Source organism: Pseudoduganella sp. jia 12, from assembly GCF_055502675.1.
In genome coordinates, this window is record NZ_JBUXKP010000007.1 from 420,326 (window position 1) to 443,264 (window position 22,939).

Sequence of the window (22,939 nt, forward strand, 5' to 3'; positions counted from 1 at the left end):
AGCGTTTTGCTGCCCGCCCCCAGTACGGCCAGCATGACCGAACGCCTGCGTGCCAGCGCCGGCGCCTTGCTGGGACTGCTCGTCACCGGTACCGTTGCCCACCTGATGCTGGGCCCCGATGCGATCTGGCTCGTGGCACCGATGGGTGCTTCGTCGGTGTTGCTGTTCTGCCTGCCCGCCAGCCCGCTTGCGCAACCATGGTCGGTCATCGGCGGCAACGTCATTTCCGCGCTGGTCGCCGCTGCCTGCGTGCGCTGGCTTGGCCACCTGATGCCCCTGCCGGCGCTGGCCGCCGTGGGCACGGCCTTGGCCATTGCCGCCATGTTCTTCATGCGCTGCCTGCACCCGCCGGGCGGCGCGGCGGGACTGACGGCCGTCATCGGCGGCCCCGCCGTGCATGCGGCCGGATTCTCGTTCGCGCTGGGCCCGGTATTGGTCGACTCGCTGCTGCTGGTGACGGCAGCCATCGTCTACAACAACCTGACCGGGCGGCGCTATCCGCACGCGCAGACACTCACGCATCCGAATCCCCACGCCACGAAGGACGACGTGCCGACCGTGCGGCTGGGCTTCAAGCCGGAAGACCTGGACGCGGTGCTGCAGCGCTATGGCCAGGTGCTCGACATCAGCCGCGACGACCTGGAAGCGCTGTTCCTGCAGACGGAGTTGCGCGCCTACCAGCGCCGCTTCGGCGTGATCAGCTGCGGCGACATCATGTCGCGCGACGTGGTGACGGCGGAATTCGCCACGCCACTGACGGAGGCATGGCAGGCGATGCGGGGCCGCCATATCGCGGCGCTGCCGGTGCTCAATCCCGCGCGGCGCGTGATCGGCATCGTCACGCAAAGCGATTTCCTGAAACACAGCGGGCTGGACGACTACCGCGGCATGCGTGAAAAACTGAAGGAATTCCTGAAGCCGACAGGCCTGTCCCACACGGAAAAGGCCGAAGTGGTGGGGCAGATCATGACGCCGCGCCCGCGCGTGGCGCGGATCGATACGCCGATCGTGGACCTGGTGCCGCTGATGGCCGATGCCGGCCTGCATCACATTCCCGTTGTCGACGCCGAAGAACGCTTTGCCGGCTTCGTCACCCAGTCGGACGTGGTGGCCGCCCTGTACGAGCACCGGCTCGCGGAAGCCCAGCCAGCCTGACCGGCAAACACCCGGGGTGGCAAAATCCCTGCCCGCGCGGCAACGGATCGCTTATGCTTGCGGCCGTCGTTCATTACACCCATCGGAAAATCACGCATGAGCTACCGTATCAACCTGGGCGCGCTGACCGCCGCCCTGCTGCTGGCATTCGGCCCGGCAGCGCATGCCGCGCCACCGGCAGCCCACGAGGCCACCGGCAAGGTCGCGGCCGCCGTCTCCACCGCCGAGAGCAAAAAATTCCTGGCACTGGCGGACGAGTATTACGACGCCATCGCCCGGTTCGAACCGGTATATGCCACCGACAACGGCGACAACCGCTTCGACGACCAGATCGGCATGGCGATCGCGCCGGCCGAACGGGCAAGGCAGTTCGCCCGCTACCGCGACTACACGCGCCGCCTTGCCGCCATCGACCGCCGCAAGCTGACCCACCGCGACCGCATCAACCATGACGTGCTGGCGTTCGAGCTGAAAACGCTGCTGTCCTACGAACCGTATCCGGGCCACCTGCTGCCGGTCAGCCAGATGGACAGCCTGCCCGTGACGCTTGCGAACTTCGCCAGCGGCGAGGCATCGCAACCGCTTACCACCGTCAAGCAATACCGCGCCTACCTGAACCGGTTGAACCAGTTGCCGGCCTGGATCGACCAGGCGATCGCCAACATGCGAGAAGGCATGCGCACCGGCGTGACGCAGCCGAAGGCGATCATGGTCTCGGCGCTGCCGCAGTTCAAGAAGCTCGTCAGCACGACGCCGGAACAGAGCATTTATTACACGCCCGTCAACCGCATGCCAGCCGGCTTCGCCGCCGCGGACAAGGCCAGCCTTGGCACCGAATACCGTGCCGCGGTCGCAAAGCTGCAGCCGGCACTGGCACGGCTGGCCGCGTTCATCGAGAACGACTACATTCCGGCCTGCCGTACATCGACCGGTTTTTCCGACGTGCCGAATGGCCGCGCCTGGTATGCGGTGCGCGTGGCGGAATCCACCACCACCGACCTGACACCGGAAGCTATCCACGAGATCGGCCTGAAGGAAGTGGCGCGCATCCAGGCCGAGTTCGCCAAGCTGGGCCCGCAGCTGGGGTATGACGGCCCGCCAGCCGGCCTGCCGGTGTGGGTATCGCAGCAGCCGCGCTTCTTCCCGTTCAAGACGGAAGAGGAAGTGCAGGCCGTGTACCGCAAGCTCGATGGCGTGCTGGATGAAAAGCTGCCGTCCATGTTCACGCTGCTGCCGAAGGCAAAGCTCGACCTGCGGCTGGAACCTGAACTGTCGCGTGACACGGCATCGGACCATTACACGGCGCCCGCGGCGGACGGTTCACGGCCGGGCGTGTTCTGGTCCGTCGTTACCGATCCGGCGAAATACGGCAGCACGGGCATGACCACGCTGTTCCTGCACGAAGGCAAGCCGGGCCACCACTTCCATATCGCGCTGATGCAGGAACTGGGCTTGCCGAATTTCCGCAAGTTCGGCGGCAACACGGCCTTTACCGAAGGCTGGGCGCTGTATGCGGAAACGCTGGGCCGCGAGATGCGCCTGTTCGACGATCCGGCGCAATACTTTGGCCACCTGAACGACGAACTGCTGCGGGCGACGCGCCTGGTCGTGGACACGGGAATGCATGCGAAAGGCTGGACGCGCGAACGGACGATCCAGTACATGAAGGACACGCTGGGTTATGACGCGGTGGCGCGCAGCGAGACGGAGCGCTACATGGCGTGGCCGGGCCAGGCACTGGCCTACAAGATCGGCGCGCTGAAGATCGTGGCATTGCGCCAGCGGGCGCAGGAAGCGCTGGGCGAAAAGTTCAGCCTGCCAGCGTTCCACGAACAGGTGCTGGGTGACGGCACGTTGCCGCTGAGTTTGCTGGAAGCGAAGATCGACGGCTGGATCGCGCAGCAGCGCGTACCCTGACGCTCATTGACTGCTCATTGGCGGCTTATTGGCTGCTTATTGACTGTTTATTGAGTACCTGAGGCTGCCTGGACGATACGCTGCATTGTTTGGGCGCGTGTCGTTCCCGGCGGGCATCGACCTGGACGCGGGATGTTCCGCGCCGGGACGACTGCCAGTCCCGCATGACTTTTCCCTGCAACTTCCCCCTGCTTTACTGCTCCTTGCTTTACTGCTCCCTGCTTACTGCTCCCTGCTTTACTGCTCCCTGCTTTACTGCTCCCTGCTTACTGCTCCGTGCTTACTGCTTTCTGATTTGCTGCCCTCCGCACTCCTTCTCCCGCTTTACTTCTTCAGTGCATAACGCCCGATGCGTTTCAGGACCAGCTCAGGCAGCGCCTTGATCTGTTTCGTGTGGCTGGCGAAAACCAGCTGCTGGCGCCCCATGGCAACGAGTTGGCCGTTCGCGTAAAAGCGGAATTCCAGCCAGAACGAGCAACGTTTGACGTCATAGCTGTTGACCTCGCAAGTAATGTCCTGGAACGGGAAGGTCTCCTGCAGGAAATCCTGCTGGGCATGCTTGGTGATGAACACCCCTTCTTGCTGCAACATGTCGCGTGAAATGCACTCGTAAAACCATTTTTCGCGGCAAATACCCTGCCATTCGAAATAACGCGCAAAATACGTATTGCCATAAGCGTTCGAGTCTTTAAGGTAGATCGACAGCTGGTGATGGAAAGTCAGTTCAGCATTGATATCGGCATCGTTCGCTACGTTGGCGTGCATAAACATTTTTATTCCCCTCAAAAGTGGATGCCGACTCCCCCCGGCATGATTTTCGGCAAGATTCCGAATACCTCTACTTTTTGCCTTAAAGCACTATTTGCTTTTGACTAAACGCAACGTTTACGTGGATTCGCGGAACTTGGTATGCACTTCGCCGTTTTCTGTTGCTAACATCGCTTGCCTGTTCAATGTAATCTCCAAGAGGGAGCGCGCATGTATTCGATTTTGCCGGGCCTGGTGTCGCTGGTGTTTATCAGCTACGGCGTATACGTGCTGAATTCACGCGGAGCGAACCGTGCCAGTCTCACCTTCTTCCTGATCTGCATCACCACGTTCAGCTGGCAAGCTGCCTGGGCGTTGATGTTCCAGGTCACCAATGCCGATACCGCGCTGTTGCTGGTCCACCTTGGCTACCTGCCGATCCTGTTCCTGCCGACCACGCTGTATCACTTCATCGCGGAACTGACGGGCCGCCGCACCGAGCGTCCTTTCGTGCAAGCCAGCTATGCGCTGGCGGGCGTGCTGGCGCTGCTGGTACCGACCACCGACTGGTTGTTGTCCGGCCTGTATTCCTATTTCTACGGCTACTATCCCAAGGCGGGGTGGCTGCACCCCGTGCACTTGATGCAGACGGCTGCCGTGATCCTGCGCGGGCTGTACCTGCTGTATCGCCGCCAGCAGGTGGCGTTGTCCACCGAAAAAGCGCGGCTGCGCTACTGCTTCGTCAGCATCCTGATCTATGCCGTGGCATCCATCGATTACCTGTGCAATTACGGCGTGGAGTTCTATCCGCCGGGCGTGCTGTTCATCGCCGCAAGCCTGGGCCTGATCGCGCAAGCCATGGTGCGCCATAACCTGCTGGCCGATCCGCTGGCCACCGCGGCCAGCATCGCGCATGAAGTGCGCACGCCGCTGGCCACGATCCGCAGCCAGTCGCGCGTGCTCGCGCGCAACCTGCCGGAACTGATCGCCGGTTACCGCCGCTCGCAAGCGCCCGGCCTGAACGACGAACAGCTGGAATACCTGAGCGAGATCGCGCGCCACATCGAAGCCGAAGTCTCGCGCTCGAACTTCATCGTCGACATGCTGCTGGCATCGGCCCGCGTGGGTTCGCTCGAACGCGACAGTTTCTCGCTGCATTCGGTCAAGAAAGTGGTCGACGAAGCGCTGGCCTGCTATCCGTTCACGGAACGGGAACGCGACAAGGTGACCGTGCGCCTGAGCGACGATTTTCGCTTCTTTGGTTCGGACACACTGCTCGTCTACGTGCTGTACAACCTGCTGAAGAATGCGCTGCACGCGGTCAAGACCAAGGGCACGGGCGCGGTGGTGATCGAATGCTACAAGGACTTCGACCAGAACATGGTCGTGGTGACCGATACGGGCCACGGCATTGCCGCCGACGTGTTGCCGCACGTGTTCGAGCCCTTCTACACGACCCGCAAGACGGGCGGCGGCACCGGCATGGGGCTGGCGTTCTGCCACAAGGTCGTTACGGCTTTCGGCGGCACGATCGCATGCGAATCCGAAGTGGGCAGCTATACCCGCTTCGCGCTGGGGTTCCCGCACGAGCGCGCGTTGCCGGCGCAGGCGACCGGCCGGCACCTGGCGGACGATTTCCCGCTCCCCCACCAAGCCAAGTAACCCGCTAGACGCCTGCCTGCGCGTCCTGCACGATGCGGTCCAGGTCCGTTTCATCGCCCAGCACGAACATCTTGCGCTCTTCCAGCATAGTCAGGATGAACCCCTGCTGCTCGCGCACGCGCCGCTTGAAGTCGGATAACGAATAGAGGTTGGGATTGATCTTGCGGCGCAGCAGCCGTTCCGCCACCGGTGTGCGGCTCAGCAATTCCCCATACGTGGTGTCATCGCCGATCAGCAGCAGCTCGACGGCATCCGACGACGCCTCGCCTTCCCTGGCGGTTTTCCCGTAGACGAAAGCCACGTTCAGCGACTTGCGCAGCGGCACCAGCGTGGAATGCAGCACGCTGAGCAACCCGAACGTTTTTTTGACGATGCTCGTCAATTCCTCGTAGACAGGGCTGTCCTTGTTCGGGCGGAACTGGCGCACGTTACCGATCCGTTCCGACAGGATCAGCCCCGACTCATGCAACCGTTTCAGCTCGCGCTGCGCGGACGCGCTGCCGAGCCCCGTCAGGCGCATGATCTCGTTCAGGTGGAAGCCTTCGTTCACCTGCACGAACAGCAAACCCAGCAGTTTTTGCTGGGCGGGCGTAAACAGGGCTGATGGAATCATGGACCAAATCTTAGCATGATGCATGGCTGTTTCTGCACGCTACAATGGCCCGGTCCGTTCATCCTCGGGAGCCCCATGAAACGCACGATCGCCCTCGCCATCGCACTGGCCTGCATCAGCACTGGAACCCTTGCCGTACAGGCCGCACCCAAGGGGCCGGCGCCGAACGCCTCCGCCGCGGCGCCCTACCAGCGCCAGGCTTACGTCATTCCTTATAAACAGTTCACGCTGCAGAACGGCCTGACGCTGATCGTGCACGAAGACCACAGCGTGCCGGTGGTGGGCGTGAACATCTGGTACCACGTGGGCTCGCGCAACGAGAAACGCGGCAAGACGGGCTTTGCGCACCTGTTCGAACACTTCTTCTTCAACGGTTCGGAAAACCATCCGCACGGCTTTCGCGAAGCGATGGACGACCTGGGCGCCAACAACCGCAACGGCACCACGAACACCGACCGTACCAATTTCTTCGAGGACGTCCCCGTGTCGGCCCTGGAGCGCACGCTCTACCTGGAAGCGGACCGCATGGGCTTCCTCGGCAATTACATTTCAAAGGAAATGCTGGAGCGGGAACGGGGCGTGGTGCAGAACGAAAAGCGCCAGGGCGAGAACCAGCCCTATGGCCGGGTGCACCTGGAAAAGTCGGCAAAGATGTACCCGTATTCGCACCCGTATTCGTGGCCGGTGATCGGCAGCATGGAAGACCTGGCGGCAGCGTCGCTGGACGATATCCGCGAGTGGTACCGCACGTATTACGGCCCGAACAATGCCGTGATCGCGCTGGCCGGCGACATCACGCCGGAACGCGCGCTGGAGCTCGTGAAAAAATATTTCGAATCGATCCCGCCAGGGCCGCCGCTGCCACGCACGGCAGCGTGGATTCCGCAGCTCGAACGCACGGTGCGCGATGAAATGGAAGACCAGGTGCCGCAGGTGCGCATCTACCGCAGCTGGCACGTGCCGGGGTGGCGGGACATGGACACGGTCAAGCTCGGCATGTTCTCCGACGTGCTGGCCAATTCGAAGAACGCGCGGCTCAATCGCCGGCTGATCGACGAGAAGCAGCTGGCCACCGGGGTATCGGCCGGCGTCGATAGCAGCGAACTATCGAGCACCTTCGACATCGCCGTCACCGTGCGCCCCGGTGTCGATTCCGCGCTGGTGGAAAAGGAACTCGATGCCGTGCTGGCCGACCTACTGGACAAGGGACCGACGGCGCAGGAAGTGGCGCGGGTGAAAGCCAGCACGCTGGCAGGGTTCGCGCGCAACATCGAGCGCCTCGGTGGCTTCGGCGGCCGCTCGGACGTGCTGGCGGAAAGCATGACCTATGGCGGCACGCCGGATGCCTACCTGAAGCAGCTCGACACGCTGTCCGCCGCCCAGCCGGCGGCGCTCAAGGCCACGGCCGCGCAATGGCTGCGCGCGCCCTACTACGCGATGACGGTGAAGCCGTTCGCGAAGGTGTCCGCCGCCGCCGCAGCCGTCGACCGCAAGGTCCTGCCCGCGCTGGGCGATGCGCCGGACGTGAAGTTCCCGGCAATGCAAAAAGCCACGCTGGCGAACGGCCTGAAAGTCGTGCTGCTGGAACGCCATTCGGCGCCCATCGTCAACGTGGCGCTGGCGATCGATGCCGGCACGGCAGCCGACACGGCGGACAAGGCGGGCCTGGCGTCGCTGACCCTGGAGCTGCTGGACAAGGGAACGAAGTCAAGGGACGCGTACCAGATGTCCGACGCGCTCGAATCGCTGGGCGCGCGCCTGACCACGGGCACCGGACCGGACATGTCGCTCGTGCGCCTGCAAGCCACGTCGGCGAACCTGGCGCCATCGCTGGCGCTGCTGGCCGACGCCGCGCTGGCACCGGCCTTCCCCGCCGACCAGTTCGCGCTCGCGAAGCAGCGCCGGCTGGCCGGCATCGCCCAGGAAAAGGCGCAACCGAACGCGCTGGCGCTGCGTACGCTGCCGGCGATCCTGTACGGGGCCGGCAGCAGCTACGCCCTGCCCGCTTCCGGCTTCGAAGCCTCGGTGGCGAGCCTGTCGCGCGAAGACCTCGTGCGCTGGCATGGCGACTGGTTCAAGCCGGACAGCGCGACGATCGTCGTCACCGGCGACACCACGCTGGCGCAGGCATTGCCGCTGCTGGAGGCAGCGTTCGGCAAATGGCAGGCCGGGCGGGCACCCGCCAAGGCGGCGGTGACCGCATCGGCTCCCTCGCCCGCCCCCGCGCCGGCGAAGCGCATCTACCTGATCGACAAGCCCGACGCGCAGCAGTCGACGATCCTGGCCGGCCACCTGTCGCTGCCGCCCGGCCAGCCGGAAGACCTGGCGATGGAACCGGTGATGCAGAACTTCGGCGGCATGGCCACCTCGCGGCTGAACCGCAACCTGCGGCTCGACAAGCACTGGAGCTATGGCGGCGTGGGCCGGCTCACCAGCGTGCGCGGACCACGCAATTTCTTCACGCTGATCGCCGTGCAATCCGACAAGACCAAGGAATCGCTGGTCGAGGTGGACAAGGAAATCCGCGACATCGCCGGCAGGCGGCCGATCGAAGGACCAGAGTTCACGAGCATCATGCGCAACATGACGTCGCGCCTGGCCGGACGGTTCGAGACGATCAACGCGCTGGAATCGGCCGCGCTGGAGACGATCAACCTGGGATTGCCGGAAGATTACTGGGCGCATTACGCCGGCAAGATGCGCGGGCTGTCCGCGCCACAGCTTGGCAATGCCGCGGGCAAGTTCATCCGGCCGGATGAGGTGACCTGGCTGGTCGTGGGCGACCTGAAGAAGATCGAGCCGCGTATCCGCGAACTGGGCTGGGGGGAAGTGGTCGTGCTCGACAATGATGGCAAGCGGGTGCGCTGATCCAGTGTGGTAGCCGTTCATGACCTATGGCAAGGTTTGCGCCAGATCAAAATGACGCGAACCATGGTGCGTACGATGGCATTTCCTGTGGGCATCAGTTGAGACAAGCGCTTGCGTCGCAGGATTCGTTCACCATCAGAGGACATCATGAACAGAATCTTCCTGCAAGCCATAGGGATCTTGCTGGCCACCGTGGCAATCACTTTCCTCAGCGCCCAGTGGCGCTGGGAACCGGCGAGTGCCGGGAATTACCTGGTCATCGCAGGGCCGGGCGTACCGGTCACTGCGGAGGGCTTGATATTTTTATGTAAACCCGAACGCAACTGCCGGGGTCAGACCCGCCGGGTCTGACCCAGTCGTTCGCCGTTGGGGCAAAGGCATGACGCATCGAACGCATGCGCAAAAAAAAACGGCACCTCGCGGTGCCGTTTTCATGTGCAGCCCGAAGGCTACGGTAGGGATCAGCCTTCGCCGCCCTCGTGGTGCTGTTCGGCCGGGGTTTCCAGCGCTTCCAGCTCCGTGCTCGCTTGCGCTGCGCGCTCGGCTTGCAGCAGGGCGTTGCGCTCTTCCGCTTCCCACACTTCCTTCTCGCGGCGGGCGCGGTGGAACGCCAGACCCGTACCGCCCGGGATCAGGCGGCCGACGATCACGTTTTCCTTCAGGCCGCGCAGGCCATCGCGCTTGCCCATGATCGCGGCTTCGGTCAGCACGCGGGTGGTTTCCTGGAACGATGCGGCCGAGATGAACGAGTCGGTCGACAGCGATGCCTTGGTAATACCCAGCAGAACGTTTTCGTAGATCGCCGGCAGCTTCGCCATGGCGTTCATCTTGTCGTTCTGTTCCAGCAGTTCCGAACGCTCCACCTGCTCGCCGACGATGTAGTCGGTGTCGCCGGCATTGCTGATCTGGACGCGGCGCAGCATCTGGCGAACGATCACCTCGATGTGCTTGTCGTTGATCTTCACGCCCTGCAGACGGTACACGTCCTGCACTTCGTCGACGATGTAGCGGGCCAGCGCTTCGATACCCAGCAGGCGCAGGATGTCCTGCGGATCGGCCGGACCGTCCACGATCATCTCGCCCTTGTTCACCACCTGGCCGTCGTGCACCAGCACCTGCTTGTCCTTCGTGATCAGGAACTCGTGCTTGTTGCCGTCCATGTCGGTGATTTCCAGGCGCTGCTTGCCCTTCGTCTCTTTACCGAACGCCACCGTACCGGTGACTTCCGCCAGCATGCCGGCATCCTTCGGCGAACGTGCTTCGAACAGTTCGGCAACGCGCGGCAGACCACCGGTAATGTCGCGAGTCTTCTGCGATTCGGTCGGGATACGTGCCAGCACTTCACCCACCGATACCTGCTGGCCATCCTTCACCATGATCAGCGCGCCGACCTGGAAGCCGATTGCCACGGCGTGTTCGGTGCCGGCGATCTTCACTTCCGCGCCTTCTTCGTTCAGCAGTTTCACCTGCGGACGAACGGTCTTCGTCAGCGAACCGCGGCGCTTCGCGTCGATCACGACGAGGGTTGCCAGGCCGGTCACTTCGTCCACCTGGCGGGCCACGGTCACGCCTTCTTCGACGTTCTCGAAACGCACCGTACCGGCGTACTCGGTGATGATCGGACGGGTCAGCGGATCCCACGTCGCCAGCGGCACGCCGGCCTTGATGGTCATGCCATCCTTGACGATCAGCGTGGCGCCATACGGCACCTTGTGGCGTTCGCGTTCACGGCCATGATCGTCCGTGATCAGCACTTCGCCCGAACGGGAAATGACGATCTGCGCGCCCTTGCCGTTGGTGACGTAACGCATCGTGGCGGTAAAGCGCACGGTGCCGTTCGACTTGGCTTCGACCGACGATGCCACCGCCGCACGCGATGCCGCACCACCGATGTGGAACGTACGCATCGTCAGCTGGGTACCCGGCTCACCGATCGACTGTGCCGCCACCACACCGACGGCTTCACCGGTGTTGACCAGCTGGCCACGGCCCAGGTCGCGGCCATAGCACTTCGCGCACAGGCCATAACGCGTGTCGCAGGTCAGCGGCGTGCGCACCTTGACTTCGTCGATGCCCATCCGTTCGATGTGTTCGACCATGTCTTCGTCCAGCAGCGTGCCGGCTTCGTACACGGTTTCCTGGGTTTCAGGATTGACCACGTCGTTGTTGGACACGCGGCCCAGGATACGGTCGCGCAGTGCCTCGATGACTTCACCGCCTTCGACCATCGCCTTCATCAGCGCGCCGTTGGAGGTGCCGCAATCGTCTTCGATCACGACCAGATCCTGCGTCACGTCGACCAGGCGGCGCGTCAGGTAACCCGAGTTTGCCGTCTTCAGTGCCGTATCCGCCAGACCTTTACGAGCGCCGTGGGTCGAGATGAAGTACTGCAGAACGTTCAGGCCTTCGCGGAAGTTCGCGGTAATCGGCGTTTCGATGATCGAACCGTCCGGTTTCGCCATCAGGCCGCGCATACCGGCCAGCTGGCGAATCTGCGCTGCGGAACCGCGGGCGCCCGAGTCGGCCATCATGTAAATCGCGTTGAACGATTCCTGCGTCGACTGGGTGCCGTCGCGCTTGACGACGTCTTCCACTTTCAGCTGGTCCATCATCGCCTTGCCTACTTCATCGGAGGTCTTGCCCCAGATGTCGACGACCTTGTTGTAGCGCTCGCCCGCGGTCACGAGACCGGAAGCGTACTGCTGCTCGATCTGCTTGACTTCCGATTCGGCGGTGGCGATCAGCGATTTCTTCACGTCCGGCACCAGCATGTCGTCCACGCAGATGGAAATACCGGCGCGCGTCGCCAGGCGGAAGCCCGACTGCATCAGCTGGTCGGCAAACACCACGGTGGCACGCAGGCCGCACTTGCGGAACGACGTGTTGATCAGCTTCGAGATCTCTTTCTTCTTCAGCGGGCGGTTCAGCACGCTGAATGGCAGGCCTTTCGGCAGGATCTCGGACAGGATCGCGCGGCCGACCGTCGTTTCATAACGGGTCAGCGTGCGGACGAATTCGCCCGTTGCCGGATCGCGTGGGTTCTCGACGATACGCACGGTGACGCGGGTCGCCAGTTCCACTTCCTTGTTGTCGTACGCGCGGATCACTTCCGACACGTCCGGGAACAGCATGCCCTCGCCCTTGGCGTTGATCGCCTCGCGAGTCGCATAGTACAGGCCCAGCACGATATCCTGGGACGGCACGATCGACGGTTCGCCGTTCGACGGGAACAGGATGTTGTTCGACGCCAGCATCAGCGTGCGCGCTTCCATCTGTGCCTCGATCGACAGCGGCACGTGGACGGCCATCTGGTCACCGTCGAAGTCGGCGTTGAACGCCGCGCAGACCAGCGGGTGCAGCTGGATCGCCTTGCCTTCGATCAGCACCGGCTCGAACGCCTGGATACCCAGGCGGTGCAGCGTCGGCGCACGGTTCAGCATGATCGGGTGTTCGCGGATCACGTCTTCCAGGATGTCCCAGACGACCGGTTCCTGCTGCTCGACCAGCTTCTTGGCGGCCTTGATGGTCGTGGCGAGACCCATCAGTTCCAGCTTGTTGAAGATGAACGGCTTGAACAGCTCGAGGGCCATCAGCTTCGGCAGGCCGCACTGGTGCAGTTTCAGCTGCGGACCCACCACGATGACCGAACGGCCCGAGTAGTCGACGCGCTTGCCCAGCAAGTTCTGGCGGAAACGGCCGCCCTTGCCCTTGATCATTTCAGCCAGCGACTTCAGCGGACGCTTGTTGGCGCCGGTCATCGCCTTGCCGCGACGGCCGTTGTCCAGCAGCGAGTCCACCGCTTCCTGCAGCATGCGCTTTTCGTTACGCGTAATGATTTCCGGCGCGCGCAGTTCCATCAGGCGCTTCAGGCGGTTATTACGGTTGATGACGCGGCGATACAGGTCGTTCAGGTCGGACGTGGCGAAACGGCCGCCATCCAGCGGGACGAGCGGGCGCAGTTCCGGCGGCAGCACCGGCAGCACTTCCATGATCATCCAGTCCGGCTTGATGCCGGAACGCTGGAACGCTTCCAGCACTTTCAGGCGCTTGGCGTATTTCTTGATCTTGGCTTCGGACTTCGATTCCTTCAGTTCCACGCGCAGCGTTTCGGCATCGCGGTGGATGTCGATCGAGCGCAGCAGTTCACGGATGCCCTCGGCACCCATGAAGGCGGTGAAGTCGTCGCCGTATTCTTCATACTTGGCGGCGTAGTCGTCTTCCGACATGATCTGGCACTTCTTCAGCGGCGTCATGCCCGGATCGGTCACGACATATGCTTCGAAGTACAGCACGCGTTCGATATCGCGCAGCGTCATGTCCAGGACCATGCCCAGGCGCGACGGCAGCGATTTCAGGAACCAGATGTGGGCGACCGGCGAGGCCAGCTCGATGTGGCCCATGCGCTCGCGGCGCACCTTGGCCAGCGTGACTTCGACGCCGCACTTCTCGCAGATCACGCCACGGTGCTTCAGGCGCTTGTACTTGCCGCACAGGCACTCGTAGTCCTTGATCGGGCCAAAGATCTTGGCGCAGAACAGGCCATCGCGCTCGGGCTTGAAGGTACGGTAGTTGATGGTTTCCGGCTTCTTGACTTCGCCGTAGGACCACGAACGGATTTTTTCAGGCGAGGCGAGACCGATCTTGATCGCGTCGAAGGTCTCGTTCGTCTGTACTTGCTTGAATAAATCGAGCAGGGCTTTCATGTATCACTCCAGGTAGTGATGAATTCTTGAAGTTGCCCGGCCAGCACGCTGGCCGGGCTTTGTGCGGCTTAGGTGCGTTCCAGGTCGATGTCGATACCCAGGGAACGGATTTCCTTCACCAGCACGTTGAACGATTCCGGCATGCCGGCCTCGATCACGTGATCGCCCTTTACGAGGTTCTCGTACACCTTGGTACGGCCATTCACGTCGTCGGACTTCACGGTCAGCATTTCCTGCAGCACGTACGATGCGCCGTACGCTTCCAGTGCCCACACTTCCATCTCACCGAAGCGCTGGCCGCCGAACTGGGCTTTACCACCCAGCGGCTGCTGCGTCACCAGCGAGTACGGGCCGGTGGAGCGGGCGTGCATCTTGTCGTCGACCAGGTGGTGCAGCTTCAGCATGTGCATCACGCCCACGGTGACCTTGCGCTCGAAAGCTTCGCCGGTGCGGCCGTCGTACATGGTGACCTGGTTCTTGGACGGGGTCATGCCCAGCTTCGAGGCGATGTCGTCCGGATACGCCAGGTCCAGCATGCGGCGGATTTCCGACTCGTGCGCACCGTCGAACACCGGCGTCGCGAACGGCACACCCTTCTTCAGGTTGTTGGCCAGCTTCATGATCTCGTCGTCGGACAGCGATGCGATGTCTTCCTTGGCGCCGGACTCGTTGTACACGGTCGTCAGGTAGCTGCGCATCTCTTCGACCTTGATCTGCTGTGCCAGCATTTCGCCGATGCGGATGCCCAGGCCCTTCGCCGCCCAGCCCAGGTGGGTCTCGAGGATCTGGCCCACGTTCATGCGGGACGGAACGCCCAGCGGGTTCAGCACCACGTCCGCCGGCGTACCGTCGGCCATGTAAGGCATGTCTTCCACTGGCACGATACGGGACACCACACCCTTGTTGCCGTGGCGGCCTGCCATCTTGTCGCCGGACTGCAGGCGGCGCTTCACGGCCAAGTACACCTTGACCATCTTTTGCACGCCAGGCTGCAGCTCGTCGCCTTGCGTGAGCTTCTTGCGCTTCTCTTCGAAGGCCAGGTCGAACTGGTGGCGCTTCTCGTTGATCGATTCCTTGATCGCTTCCAGCGCGGTCGCCGCGTCGTCGTCCGCCGGGCGGATGTCGAACCAGTGGTACTTGTCCAGGTCGGCCAGGTAGTCCTTGGTGATCGCGGCACCCTTCGCCAGCTTCTTCGGACCGCCGTTGACGATCTTGCCGATCAGCATCTTCTCCAGACGCTGGAAGGCATCGCCTTCCACGATACGCATCTGGTCGTTCAGGTCCAGGCGGTAGCGCTTCAGCTCGTCGTCGATGATCTGCTGGGCGCGCTTGTCGCGCGGGATGCCTTCGCGGGTGAACACCTGCACGTCGATCACGGTACCGACCATGCCCGACGGCACGCGCAGCGATGTGTCTTTCACGTCGGACGCTTTTTCGCCGAAGATCGCGCGCAGCAGCTTTTCTTCCGGCGTCAGTTGCGTTTCGCCTTTCGGCGTCACTTTACCGACCAGCGTGTCGCCGGCCTGCACTTCGGCGCCGATGTACACGATGCCCGATTCATCCAGGCGGGCCAGCTGGTTTTCGGCCAGGTTCGAAATGTCGCGGGTGATTTCTTCCGCGCCCAGTTTCGTGTCGCGGGCCACCACGGACAGTTCTTCGATGTGGATCGACGTGTAACGGTCGTCCTTGACGACGTTTTCCGAGATCAGGATCGAGTCTTCGAAGTTCAGGCCGTTCCATGGCATGAAGGCCACGGTCATGTTCTGGCCCAGTGCCAGCTCGCCCAGGTCGGTCGATGCGCCGTCGGCGATCACGTCGCCCTTGGCCACGCGGTCGCCCACTTGCACGATCGGACGCTGGTTGATGTTGGTGTTCTGGTTCGAACGGGTGTACTTGATCAGGTTGTAGATGTCCACGCCAACTTCGCCGGCTTGCGCCTCTTCGTCGTTGACGCGGATCACCACGCGGCCTGCATCGATGTAGTCCACCACGCCGCCACGCAGCGCCTGCACGGTGGTGCCGGAGTCGACCGCAACGGTGCGTTCGATACCGGTACCGACCAGCGCCTTTTCAGGACGCAGGCAAGGCACGGCCTGGCGCTGCATGTTGGCGCCCATCAGTGCACGGTTCGCGTCATCGTGTTCCAGGAACGGAATCAGCGAGGCTGCCACGGAAACGATCTGGCCCGGTGCCACGTCCATGTACTGGATGCGCTCCGGGGAGACCAGGATCGTTTCGCCGGCTTCACGGGCCGACACCAGTTCGTCGTCCAGCTGGCCTTCTTCATTGATGCGGGCGTTAGCCTGGGCAATGATGTAGCGGCCTTCTTCGATGGCGGACAGGTAGTCGATCTTGTCGGTGACCTTGGAATTCTCGACCTTGCGGTACGGGGTTTCCAGGAAGCCGTATTCGTTCAGGCGGGCGTACAGTGCCAGCGAGTTGATCAGGCCGATGTTCGGGCCTTCAGGCGTTTCGATCGGGCACACGCGGCCGTAGTGGGTCGGATGCACGTCGCGCACCTCGAAGCCGGCGCGTTCGCGCGTCAGGCCGCCCGGGCCCAGTGCGGAAACACGGCGCTTGTGGGTGATCTCGGACAGCGGGTTGGTCTGGTCCATGAACTGCGACAGCTGCGACGAACCGAAGAATTCACGGATCGCGGCCGAAATCGGCTTGCTGTTGATCAGGTCATGCGGCATCAGGTTGTCCGCTTCGGCCTGGCCGAGGCGTTCCTTGACGGCGCGTTCCACGCGCACGAGGCCGGCGCGGAACTGGTTTTCGGCCAGCTCGCCCACGCAGCGCACGCGACGGTTGCCCAGGTGATCGATATCGTCGACTTCGCCGCGGCCATTGCGCAGCTCGACGAGGATCTTGATCACGGCCAGCACGTCTTCGTTGGCCAGCGTCATGGCGCCGGTCAGTTCGTCACGGCCGATGCGGCGGTTGAACTTCATGCGGCCGACGGCGGACAGGTCGTAACGGTCGGCGCTGTAGAACAGGCCGTTGAACAGCGCTTCCACCGACTCTTCGGTCGGCGGCTCGCCTGGGCGCATCATGCGGTAGATCGCGACGCGGGCGGCGTTCTGGTCGGCCGTGTCGTCGATGCGCAGCGTCTGCGAGATGTAGGCGCCCTGGTCCAGGTCGTTGGTGTACAGCGTCTGGATCGCGGCGATGTTGGCATCGCGCAGGCGGTTCAGCAGCTCTTCGGTCAGCTCGTCGTTGGCCGATGCGACCACTTCGCCCGTTTCCGGATCGACGATGTTCTTGGCCAGCACGCGGCCCAGCAGGTAGTCTTCCGGCACGGAGATGTGAGCGATACCGGCGGCTTCGATTTCACGCACGTGCTTGGCATTGATGCGCTTGTCCTTCGTGACGATCGTCTTGCCGTCCTTCGGGTTGACGATATCGAAGCGCGCGACTTCACCGCGCAGGCGTTCGGCCACGAACTCGAGTTCGCCGCCTTCGGAGCGCAGGTTGAAGTTGTCGAACACGAAGAAGTTCGCCAGGATCTGTTCCGGCGTCATGCCGATGGCCTTCAGCAGGATCGACACCGGCATCTTGCGGCGGCGGTCGACGCGGAAGTACAGGATATCCTTCGGATCGAACTCGAAGTCCAGCCACGAGCCGCGGTAAGGAATGATACGAGCCGAGAACAGCAGCTTGCCGGACGAGTGCGTTTTGCCGCGGTCGTGTTCGAAGAACACGCCCGGGGAACGGTGCAGCTGCGACACGATGACACGCTCGGTGCCGTTGATCACGAAAGAACCGGTGGTCGTCATCAGGGGCAGCTCGCCCATGTAGACTTCCTGCTCCTTCATTTCCTTCACGACCGGCTTGGTCGGCGATTCCTTGTCCAGGATCACCAGGCGCACCTTGGCGCGCAGCGGGGAAGCGAAGGTCAGGCCACGGAGCTGGCACTCTTTCACGTCGAAGGCGGGATCGCCCAGCACGTAGGACAGGAACTCCAGGCGTGCAAAGCCGTTGTGCGAAACGATCGGGAAGATGGAAGTAAAGGCCGATTGCAGGCCTTCGTTCTTGCGGCTTGCCACCGGAGTGTGCTCTTGCAAGAAGTTTTCGTACGACTCGAGCTGGGTCGCCAGCAGGAACGGAACGTTGTGGACGTTGGCGCGCTTCGCGAATGATTTGCGGATGCGCTTCTTCTCAGTAAATGAGTAGTGCATGGACACTCCGTGAGTGACAGGAAAGGGTAGAAAATTCAGGTTTCGGCTTGTATGCTTGCAATCAGCGGCGACTGGAGCAGGTATTCAGGCGAAACCTCAAGGCACTACCATCTCGTGTCGGGACTAGGTACTGGGACGAGGATGCTGCTAAAAGTGTTTCTAAAACGGTGCTGCTGGAACTGGTATTGCTGAAACATGTATTGCCAAAACATGTATTGCTAAAAAATGTATTGCTAAAACGTATATTGCTAAATACAGCAGGGACGACAAAGGAGCCAAAGCCGGCCCTTCCCCTTCAAGAGGGAGGGCCTTGGCTTTGGCTCGGGCGCTAAGTAGTACCGGCGCCTATGATACTAGATTACTTCAGGTCGGCCTTGGCGCCAGCATCTTCCAGCTTCTTCTTGCCGGCTTCTGCGTCAGCTTTCGACAGGGCTTCTTTCACGGTCTTCGGTGCACCGTCAACCACGTCCTTGGCTTCTTTCAGGCCCAGACCGGTGATTTCACGAACTGCCTTGATGACGCCGACTTTGTTCGCGCCGACTTCGGTCAGCACCAGGTTGAACTCGGTCTGCTCTTCAACAGCAGCAGCAGCAGCGCCGCCGCCAGCTGCAGGAGCCGACAGGGCAGCTGCCGACACGCCGAACTTCTCTTCGAAAGCCTTGACCAGGTCATTCAGTTCCAGGACGGTCAGGTTGCCAACCGCTTCCAGGATGTCTTCTTTGCTAATTGCCATTTGAAACTCCTAATTGATTTGTATGCTTACAGATTGATTACTTGACTAAGAACAGCTGGCTGCTATTAAGCGGCCGGTGCTTCTTCTGCAGGAGCAGCTTCAGCAGCAGGGGCTTCAGTGCCCTCGCTGTTCTTGGCTGCCAGAGCAGCCAGACCACGTGCAAAGCCGGAAACCGGAGCCAGCCAGACGCCAGCCAGCTGGGCCAGCAGGACTTCACGGCTCGGAATGTTCGCCAGTGCGGACACGCCAGCTACGTCGAGCTGTTTGCCTGCAAAGTTACCTGCCTTGATGACCAGTTTGTCGTTGGTTTTCGCGAAGTCGGAAATGACTTTTGCGGCGGCCACGGCATCATCCGAGATCGAGTAGATCAGCGGACCGGTCATTGCGTCGGACAGGTTGGCGAACGGCGTGCCTTCGACAGCGCGACGAGCCAGCGTGTTCTTCAGAACACGCAGGTACACGCCCTGGGCACGTGCGGCTGCACGGAGTTTCGTCAAGTGAGCAACCTGGATGCCACGGTACTCAGCCACGACGATCGTTTGCGCAGATGCTACTTTTGCGGAAACTTCGGCGACAACGGCCTTTTTGTCATTCAGATTGAGACCCACGGTCAATCTCCTTAAAAGATGCAGAAAAATTTCTACATCGGTTTCGAACAACGGCGTCCGAGGTTAGGAGTCCAATGGACTGCAAAACTTGTTCGGGTACACCATCTGCGTTGGGGATCATCACTGATCATTAACCGGAAACCTGCCTGCTGCTTCCAGCCCAACGGTCTTTGATTGCCTGCCCGGCGTGTTCACACCGGACAGCCCAAAGATCTGCCTCATGCCTCTCGGCACGAGGACTTAATACTTGACTTAAGCAGCCAGCGTGCCGTGATCAACACGGACGCCTGCGCCCATCGTCGACGACAGCGAGACCTTGCGCAGGTACACGCCTTTCGACGAGGCCGGCTTGGCCTTGTTCAGGGCTTCGATCAGAGCGACCAGGTTGGTCTTCAGATCGGCATCGCTGAACGATTTACGGCCGATGGTCGCGTGGATGATACCGGCCTTGTCGGTACGGTATTGCACTTGACCAGCTTTGGCGTTCTTGACGGCGGTAGCGACGTCAGGCGTCACGGTGCCGACTTTCGGGTTCGGCATCAGGCCGCGCGGGCCCAGGATCTGGCCCAGGGTACCGACGATACGCATGGTGTCCGGCGAGGCGATCACGATGTCGAACGGCATGTCGCCGGCCTTCACGCGTTCTGCCAGGTCTTCCATGCCGACCACGTCTGCGCCGGCTGCCTTGGCAGCTTCAGCCTTGTCGCCGGAAGCGAACACGGCCACGCGAACGGTCTTGCCGGTGCCTGCTGGCAGCACGACGGAGCCGCGAACGACCTGGTCCGACTTCTTCGGATCCACGCCCAGCTGGACGGACACGTCGATCGATTCATTGAACTTGGCCGTTGCCAGTTCCTTGATCAGCGATACGGCGTTGTCGAACGGGTACACTTTGGTGCGGTCTACTTTAGCCTTGATGGCTTGTGCGCGCTTGGACAGTTTTGCCATGATTAGAAGCCCTCAACGGTGATGCCCATCGAACGTGCCGAGCCAGCGATGGTGCGCACAGCGGCTTCCATGTCGGCGGCGGTCAGATCCGGGGTCTTCAGTTTTGCGATTTCTTCCGCTTGAGCGCGGGTCAGCGTGCCGACCTTGTCGGTGTGCGGCTTCGGAGAGCCTTTTTGCACGCCCGAGTGCTTCTTGATCAGGAAGGTTGCCGGCGGGGTCTTCATCACGAAGGTGAAGGACTTGTCGGCGAAGGCGGTGATCACCACCGGAATCGGCATGCCTGGCTCGAGGCCTTGCGTCTGGGCGTTGAACGCCTTGCAGAATTCCATGATGTTCAGGCCGCGCTGACCCAGTGCCGGGCCGATCGGAGGAGACGGGTTTGCCTTACCAGCTGGTACTTGCAGCTTGATAAAGCCAATGATTTTCTTTGCCATGATGGCTATCCTATCGTTGGATTTGAGTGGTAGCGCCCCGCCGATACTGACTGGCAGGGCTCCTCGTACGGATTGAACGCTCCGTTAGGCGGGAAGCAGGTCAGACTTTCTCGACCTGCCCGAATTCGAGTTCGACGGGGGTGGCTCGGCCGAAGATGGTGACCGAAACGCGCACTTTGGACTTCTCGTAGTTGACTTCCTCGACGTTGCCGTTGAAGTCGGTGAACGGACCATCCTTGATGCGGACTTGTTCGCCCACTTCGTACAGCACTTTCGGCCGCGGCTTTTCGACACCTTCCTGCATCTGCGTCATGATCTTTTCGATCTCGCGCGCAGGAATCGGCGTCGGCTTGTTCGACTTGCCGCCGATGAAACCGGTGACCTTGGCAGTGTTCTTCACCAGGTGCCACGTTTCATCCGTCATTTCCATTTCCACCAGCACGTAGCCCGGGAAGAAACGGCGTTCGGTCACGGATTTCTGACCGTTCTTTACTTCGACAACTTCTTCGGTCGGCACCAGGATCTGGCCGAACTGGTCTTGCATGCCGGCGCGCTCGACGCGCTCGGTCAGTGCACGCTGCACGCTTTTTTCCATGCCGGAGTAAGCATGCACAACATACCAGCGCTTGTTGCTGACTGGCACGCTGACAGGAGCAGCCGCTTCCTGCGCCGGCGCGTCGCCTGGCACAGGAGTATCGGTTGCATCGTCTTGCACGTTATCGCTCATTTAATTTTTCCAGCCCAGAATCAAGTCGTACAATACGAACTCAAGCAACTTATCCGTTCCCCACAGGAACATCGCCATTACCACCACGAAGGCAAACACGATCAGTGTGATCTGCGTTGCTTCCTTGCGCGTAGGCCAGACGACTTTCTTGGTTTCGCGAACAGCTTCTTTCGAGAAATTGATGAAGTCACGACCAGAAGTGGAGGTGTAGGCAATGCCGACGGAAATAAGCAAACCAACCACAAGCGCGGCTGCCCGCACCAGGGTTGGTTGACCTGCCAGGTAGAAAAACCCGACTACGCCTGCAATCGCTGCAACCACCGCGAGCACGACTTTCAGCTTGTCGCCGCTCGTGCCAACGGTTTGCACGGATTGATTAGACATTCGTTTTTACTTTCGGTGCCCTGCACCAGAATTCGGTGGCAGGGGCGGAGGGCATCGAACCCCCAACCTTCGGTTTTGGAGACCGACGCTCTGCCAATTGAGCTACGCCCCTACGTAAACTTACATGGAATCCGTAATTCTAGCACCCAACTATGTTGGGTGCCAGCATTACTTGGCGGACTCTTTACTGCTAACTGCTAAACCGATTAGCCCAGGATCTTGGCTACGACACCCGCGCCGACGGTACGGCCGCCTTCACGGATTGCAAAGCGCAGGCCTTCTTCCATGGCGATCGGGGAGATCAGCTTGACGGTGATCGACACGTTGTCGCCCGGCATGACCATCTCTTTGTCCGCTGGCAGCTCGATCGAGCCGGTCACGTCCGTCGTACGGAAGTAGAACTGAGGGCGGTAGTTGTTGAAGAACGGGGTGTGACGGCCGCCCTCATCCTTCGACAGCACGTAGATCTCGCCGGTGAAGTGGTTGTGCGGCTTGATCGAGCCCGGCTTGGCCAGAACCTGGCCACGCTGCACGTCTTCACGCTTGGTGCCGCGCAGCAGCAGGCCGACGTTGTCGCCAGCTTGACCCTGGTCCAGCAGCTTGCGGAACATTTCCACGCCGGTGCAGGTCGTCTTCACGGTGTCGATGATGCCGACGATTTCGATTTCTTCGCCGACCTTGATGATGCCGCGTTCGACACGGCCGGTCACCACGGTACCGCGGCCGGAGATCGAGAACACGTCTTCCACAGGCATCAGGAAGGCGCCGTCCACAGCGCGCTCAGGCGTCGGGATGTAGGTGTCCAGTGCGTCGGCCAGGCGGATGATGCACTCTTCGCCCATCTCGCCAGCTGCACCTTCCAGGGCCATACGTGCCGAACCTTTGATGATCGGCAGGTCGTCGCCAGGGAACTCGTACTTGGACAGCAGCTCGCGCACTTCCATTTCCACCAGTTCCAGCAGCTCCGCGTCGTCGACCAGGTCGCACTTGTTCAGGAACACGATGATGTAAGGCACGCCAACCTGACGGGCCAGCAGGATGTGTTCGCGGGTCTGCGGCATCGGGCCGTCGGCTGCGGAGCACACCAGGATCGCGCCGTCCATCTGCGCTGCGCCGGTGATCATGTTCTTGATGTAGTCGGCGTGGCCTGGGCAGTCAACGTGCGCGTAGTGACGGGCAGCGGTTTCGTACTCGACGTGCGCGGTGTTGATCGTGATGCCGCGTGCTTTTTCTTCCGGAGCAGCGTCGATCTGGTCGTAGGC

Annotated in this window: 16 protein-coding genes and 1 tRNA gene; 5 read left to right on the forward strand and 12 right to left on the reverse strand. The window is 61.7% G+C overall.

The window, feature by feature from the left end:
- Positions 1-33 precede the first annotated feature (33 nt).
- Positions 34-1,155, forward strand: a complete 1,122-nt coding sequence (locus ACY65G_RS18145; RefSeq protein WP_464998694.1) for an HPP family protein — start codon at positions 34-36, stop codon at positions 1,153-1,155.
- 96 nt (positions 1,156-1,251) lie between these two features.
- Positions 1,252-3,072, forward strand: coding sequence for a DUF885 domain-containing protein (locus ACY65G_RS18150; RefSeq protein WP_464998695.1), 1,821 nt, complete (start codon positions 1,252-1,254; stop codon positions 3,070-3,072).
- Positions 3,073-3,396: 324 nt separating this feature from the next.
- Here the strand turns inward: ACY65G_RS18150 and ACY65G_RS18155 are convergent, their stop codons facing one another.
- Positions 3,397-3,843, reverse strand: a complete 447-nt coding sequence (locus tag ACY65G_RS18155) for an acyl-CoA thioesterase (RefSeq protein ID WP_464998696.1) — start codon at positions 3,841-3,843, stop codon at positions 3,397-3,399.
- Positions 3,844-4,050: 207 nt separating this feature from the next.
- Between ACY65G_RS18155 and ACY65G_RS18160 the strand changes: the two genes are divergently transcribed.
- Positions 4,051-5,481: a sensor histidine kinase gene (locus ACY65G_RS18160; RefSeq protein WP_464998697.1), complete on the forward strand. Its 1,431-nt coding sequence runs from the start codon at positions 4,051-4,053 to the stop codon at positions 5,479-5,481.
- A gap of 4 nt (positions 5,482-5,485) precedes the next feature.
- On the opposite strand, the gene ACY65G_RS18165 is transcribed toward ACY65G_RS18160, so the two are convergent.
- Positions 5,486-6,094, reverse strand: coding sequence for an ArsR family transcriptional regulator (locus ACY65G_RS18165; RefSeq protein ID WP_464998698.1), 609 nt, complete (start codon positions 6,092-6,094; stop codon positions 5,486-5,488).
- A 75-nt stretch (positions 6,095-6,169) separates the two neighbouring features.
- On the opposite strand from ACY65G_RS18165, the gene ACY65G_RS18170 reads away from it, so the two are divergent.
- Together ACY65G_RS18170 and ACY65G_RS18175 are read left to right on the forward strand one after the other, a co-directional pair.
- On the forward strand, positions 6,170-8,962 hold the full coding sequence (locus ACY65G_RS18170) for a M16 family metallopeptidase (protein WP_464998699.1): 2,793 nt from the start codon (positions 6,170-6,172) through the stop codon (positions 8,960-8,962).
- A gap of 147 nt (positions 8,963-9,109) precedes the next feature.
- A complete protein-coding gene (locus tag ACY65G_RS18175; RefSeq protein ID WP_464998700.1) occupies positions 9,110-9,313 on the forward strand; it encodes a hypothetical protein in 204 nt (67 codons plus the stop codon).
- Positions 9,314-9,423: 110 nt separating this feature from the next.
- Here ACY65G_RS18175 and rpoC read toward each other — a convergent pair whose 3' ends face one another.
- From rpoC to tuf, 10 genes are all read right to left on the reverse strand, one after another.
- Complete coding sequence (rpoC, locus tag ACY65G_RS18180) at positions 9,424-13,665, reverse strand: DNA-directed RNA polymerase subunit beta' (protein WP_464998701.1); 4,242 nt, start codon at positions 13,663-13,665, stop codon at positions 9,424-9,426.
- Positions 13,666-13,733: 68 nt separating this feature from the next.
- Positions 13,734-17,843 (reverse strand): DNA-directed RNA polymerase subunit beta, encoded by a 4,110-nt coding sequence (gene rpoB / locus ACY65G_RS18185; protein WP_464998702.1) that lies wholly within the window; start codon positions 17,841-17,843, stop codon positions 13,734-13,736.
- A 358-nt stretch (positions 17,844-18,201) separates the two neighbouring features.
- Complete coding sequence (rplL, locus tag ACY65G_RS18190) at positions 18,202-18,576, reverse strand: 50S ribosomal protein L7/L12 (protein ID WP_464998703.1); 375 nt, start codon at positions 18,574-18,576, stop codon at positions 18,202-18,204.
- A gap of 65 nt (positions 18,577-18,641) precedes the next feature.
- A complete protein-coding gene (gene rplJ, locus ACY65G_RS18195; RefSeq protein WP_464998716.1) occupies positions 18,642-19,184 on the reverse strand; it encodes a 50S ribosomal protein L10 in 543 nt (180 codons plus the stop codon).
- Between the two features lie 252 nt (positions 19,185-19,436).
- Positions 19,437-20,132: a 50S ribosomal protein L1 gene (rplA, locus tag ACY65G_RS18200; protein ID WP_130186597.1), complete on the reverse strand. Its 696-nt coding sequence runs from the start codon at positions 20,130-20,132 to the stop codon at positions 19,437-19,439.
- 2 nt (positions 20,133-20,134) lie between these two features.
- Positions 20,135-20,566, reverse strand: coding sequence for a 50S ribosomal protein L11 (rplK, locus tag ACY65G_RS18205; RefSeq protein ID WP_130186598.1), 432 nt, complete (start codon positions 20,564-20,566; stop codon positions 20,135-20,137).
- A gap of 100 nt (positions 20,567-20,666) precedes the next feature.
- Positions 20,667-21,293, reverse strand: a complete 627-nt coding sequence (gene nusG, locus ACY65G_RS18210) for a transcription termination/antitermination protein NusG (protein ID WP_464998704.1) — start codon at positions 21,291-21,293, stop codon at positions 20,667-20,669.
- On the reverse strand, positions 21,294-21,677 hold the full coding sequence (gene secE, locus ACY65G_RS18215; protein ID WP_464998705.1) for a preprotein translocase subunit SecE: 384 nt from the start codon (positions 21,675-21,677) through the stop codon (positions 21,294-21,296).
- A 36-nt stretch (positions 21,678-21,713) separates the two neighbouring features.
- Positions 21,714-21,789, reverse strand: a tRNA-Trp gene (locus ACY65G_RS18220).
- 94 nt (positions 21,790-21,883) lie between these two features.
- A partial coding sequence (gene tuf / locus ACY65G_RS18225; protein WP_464998706.1) for an elongation factor Tu occupies positions 21,884-22,939 on the reverse strand: 1,056 nt, incomplete at its 5' end.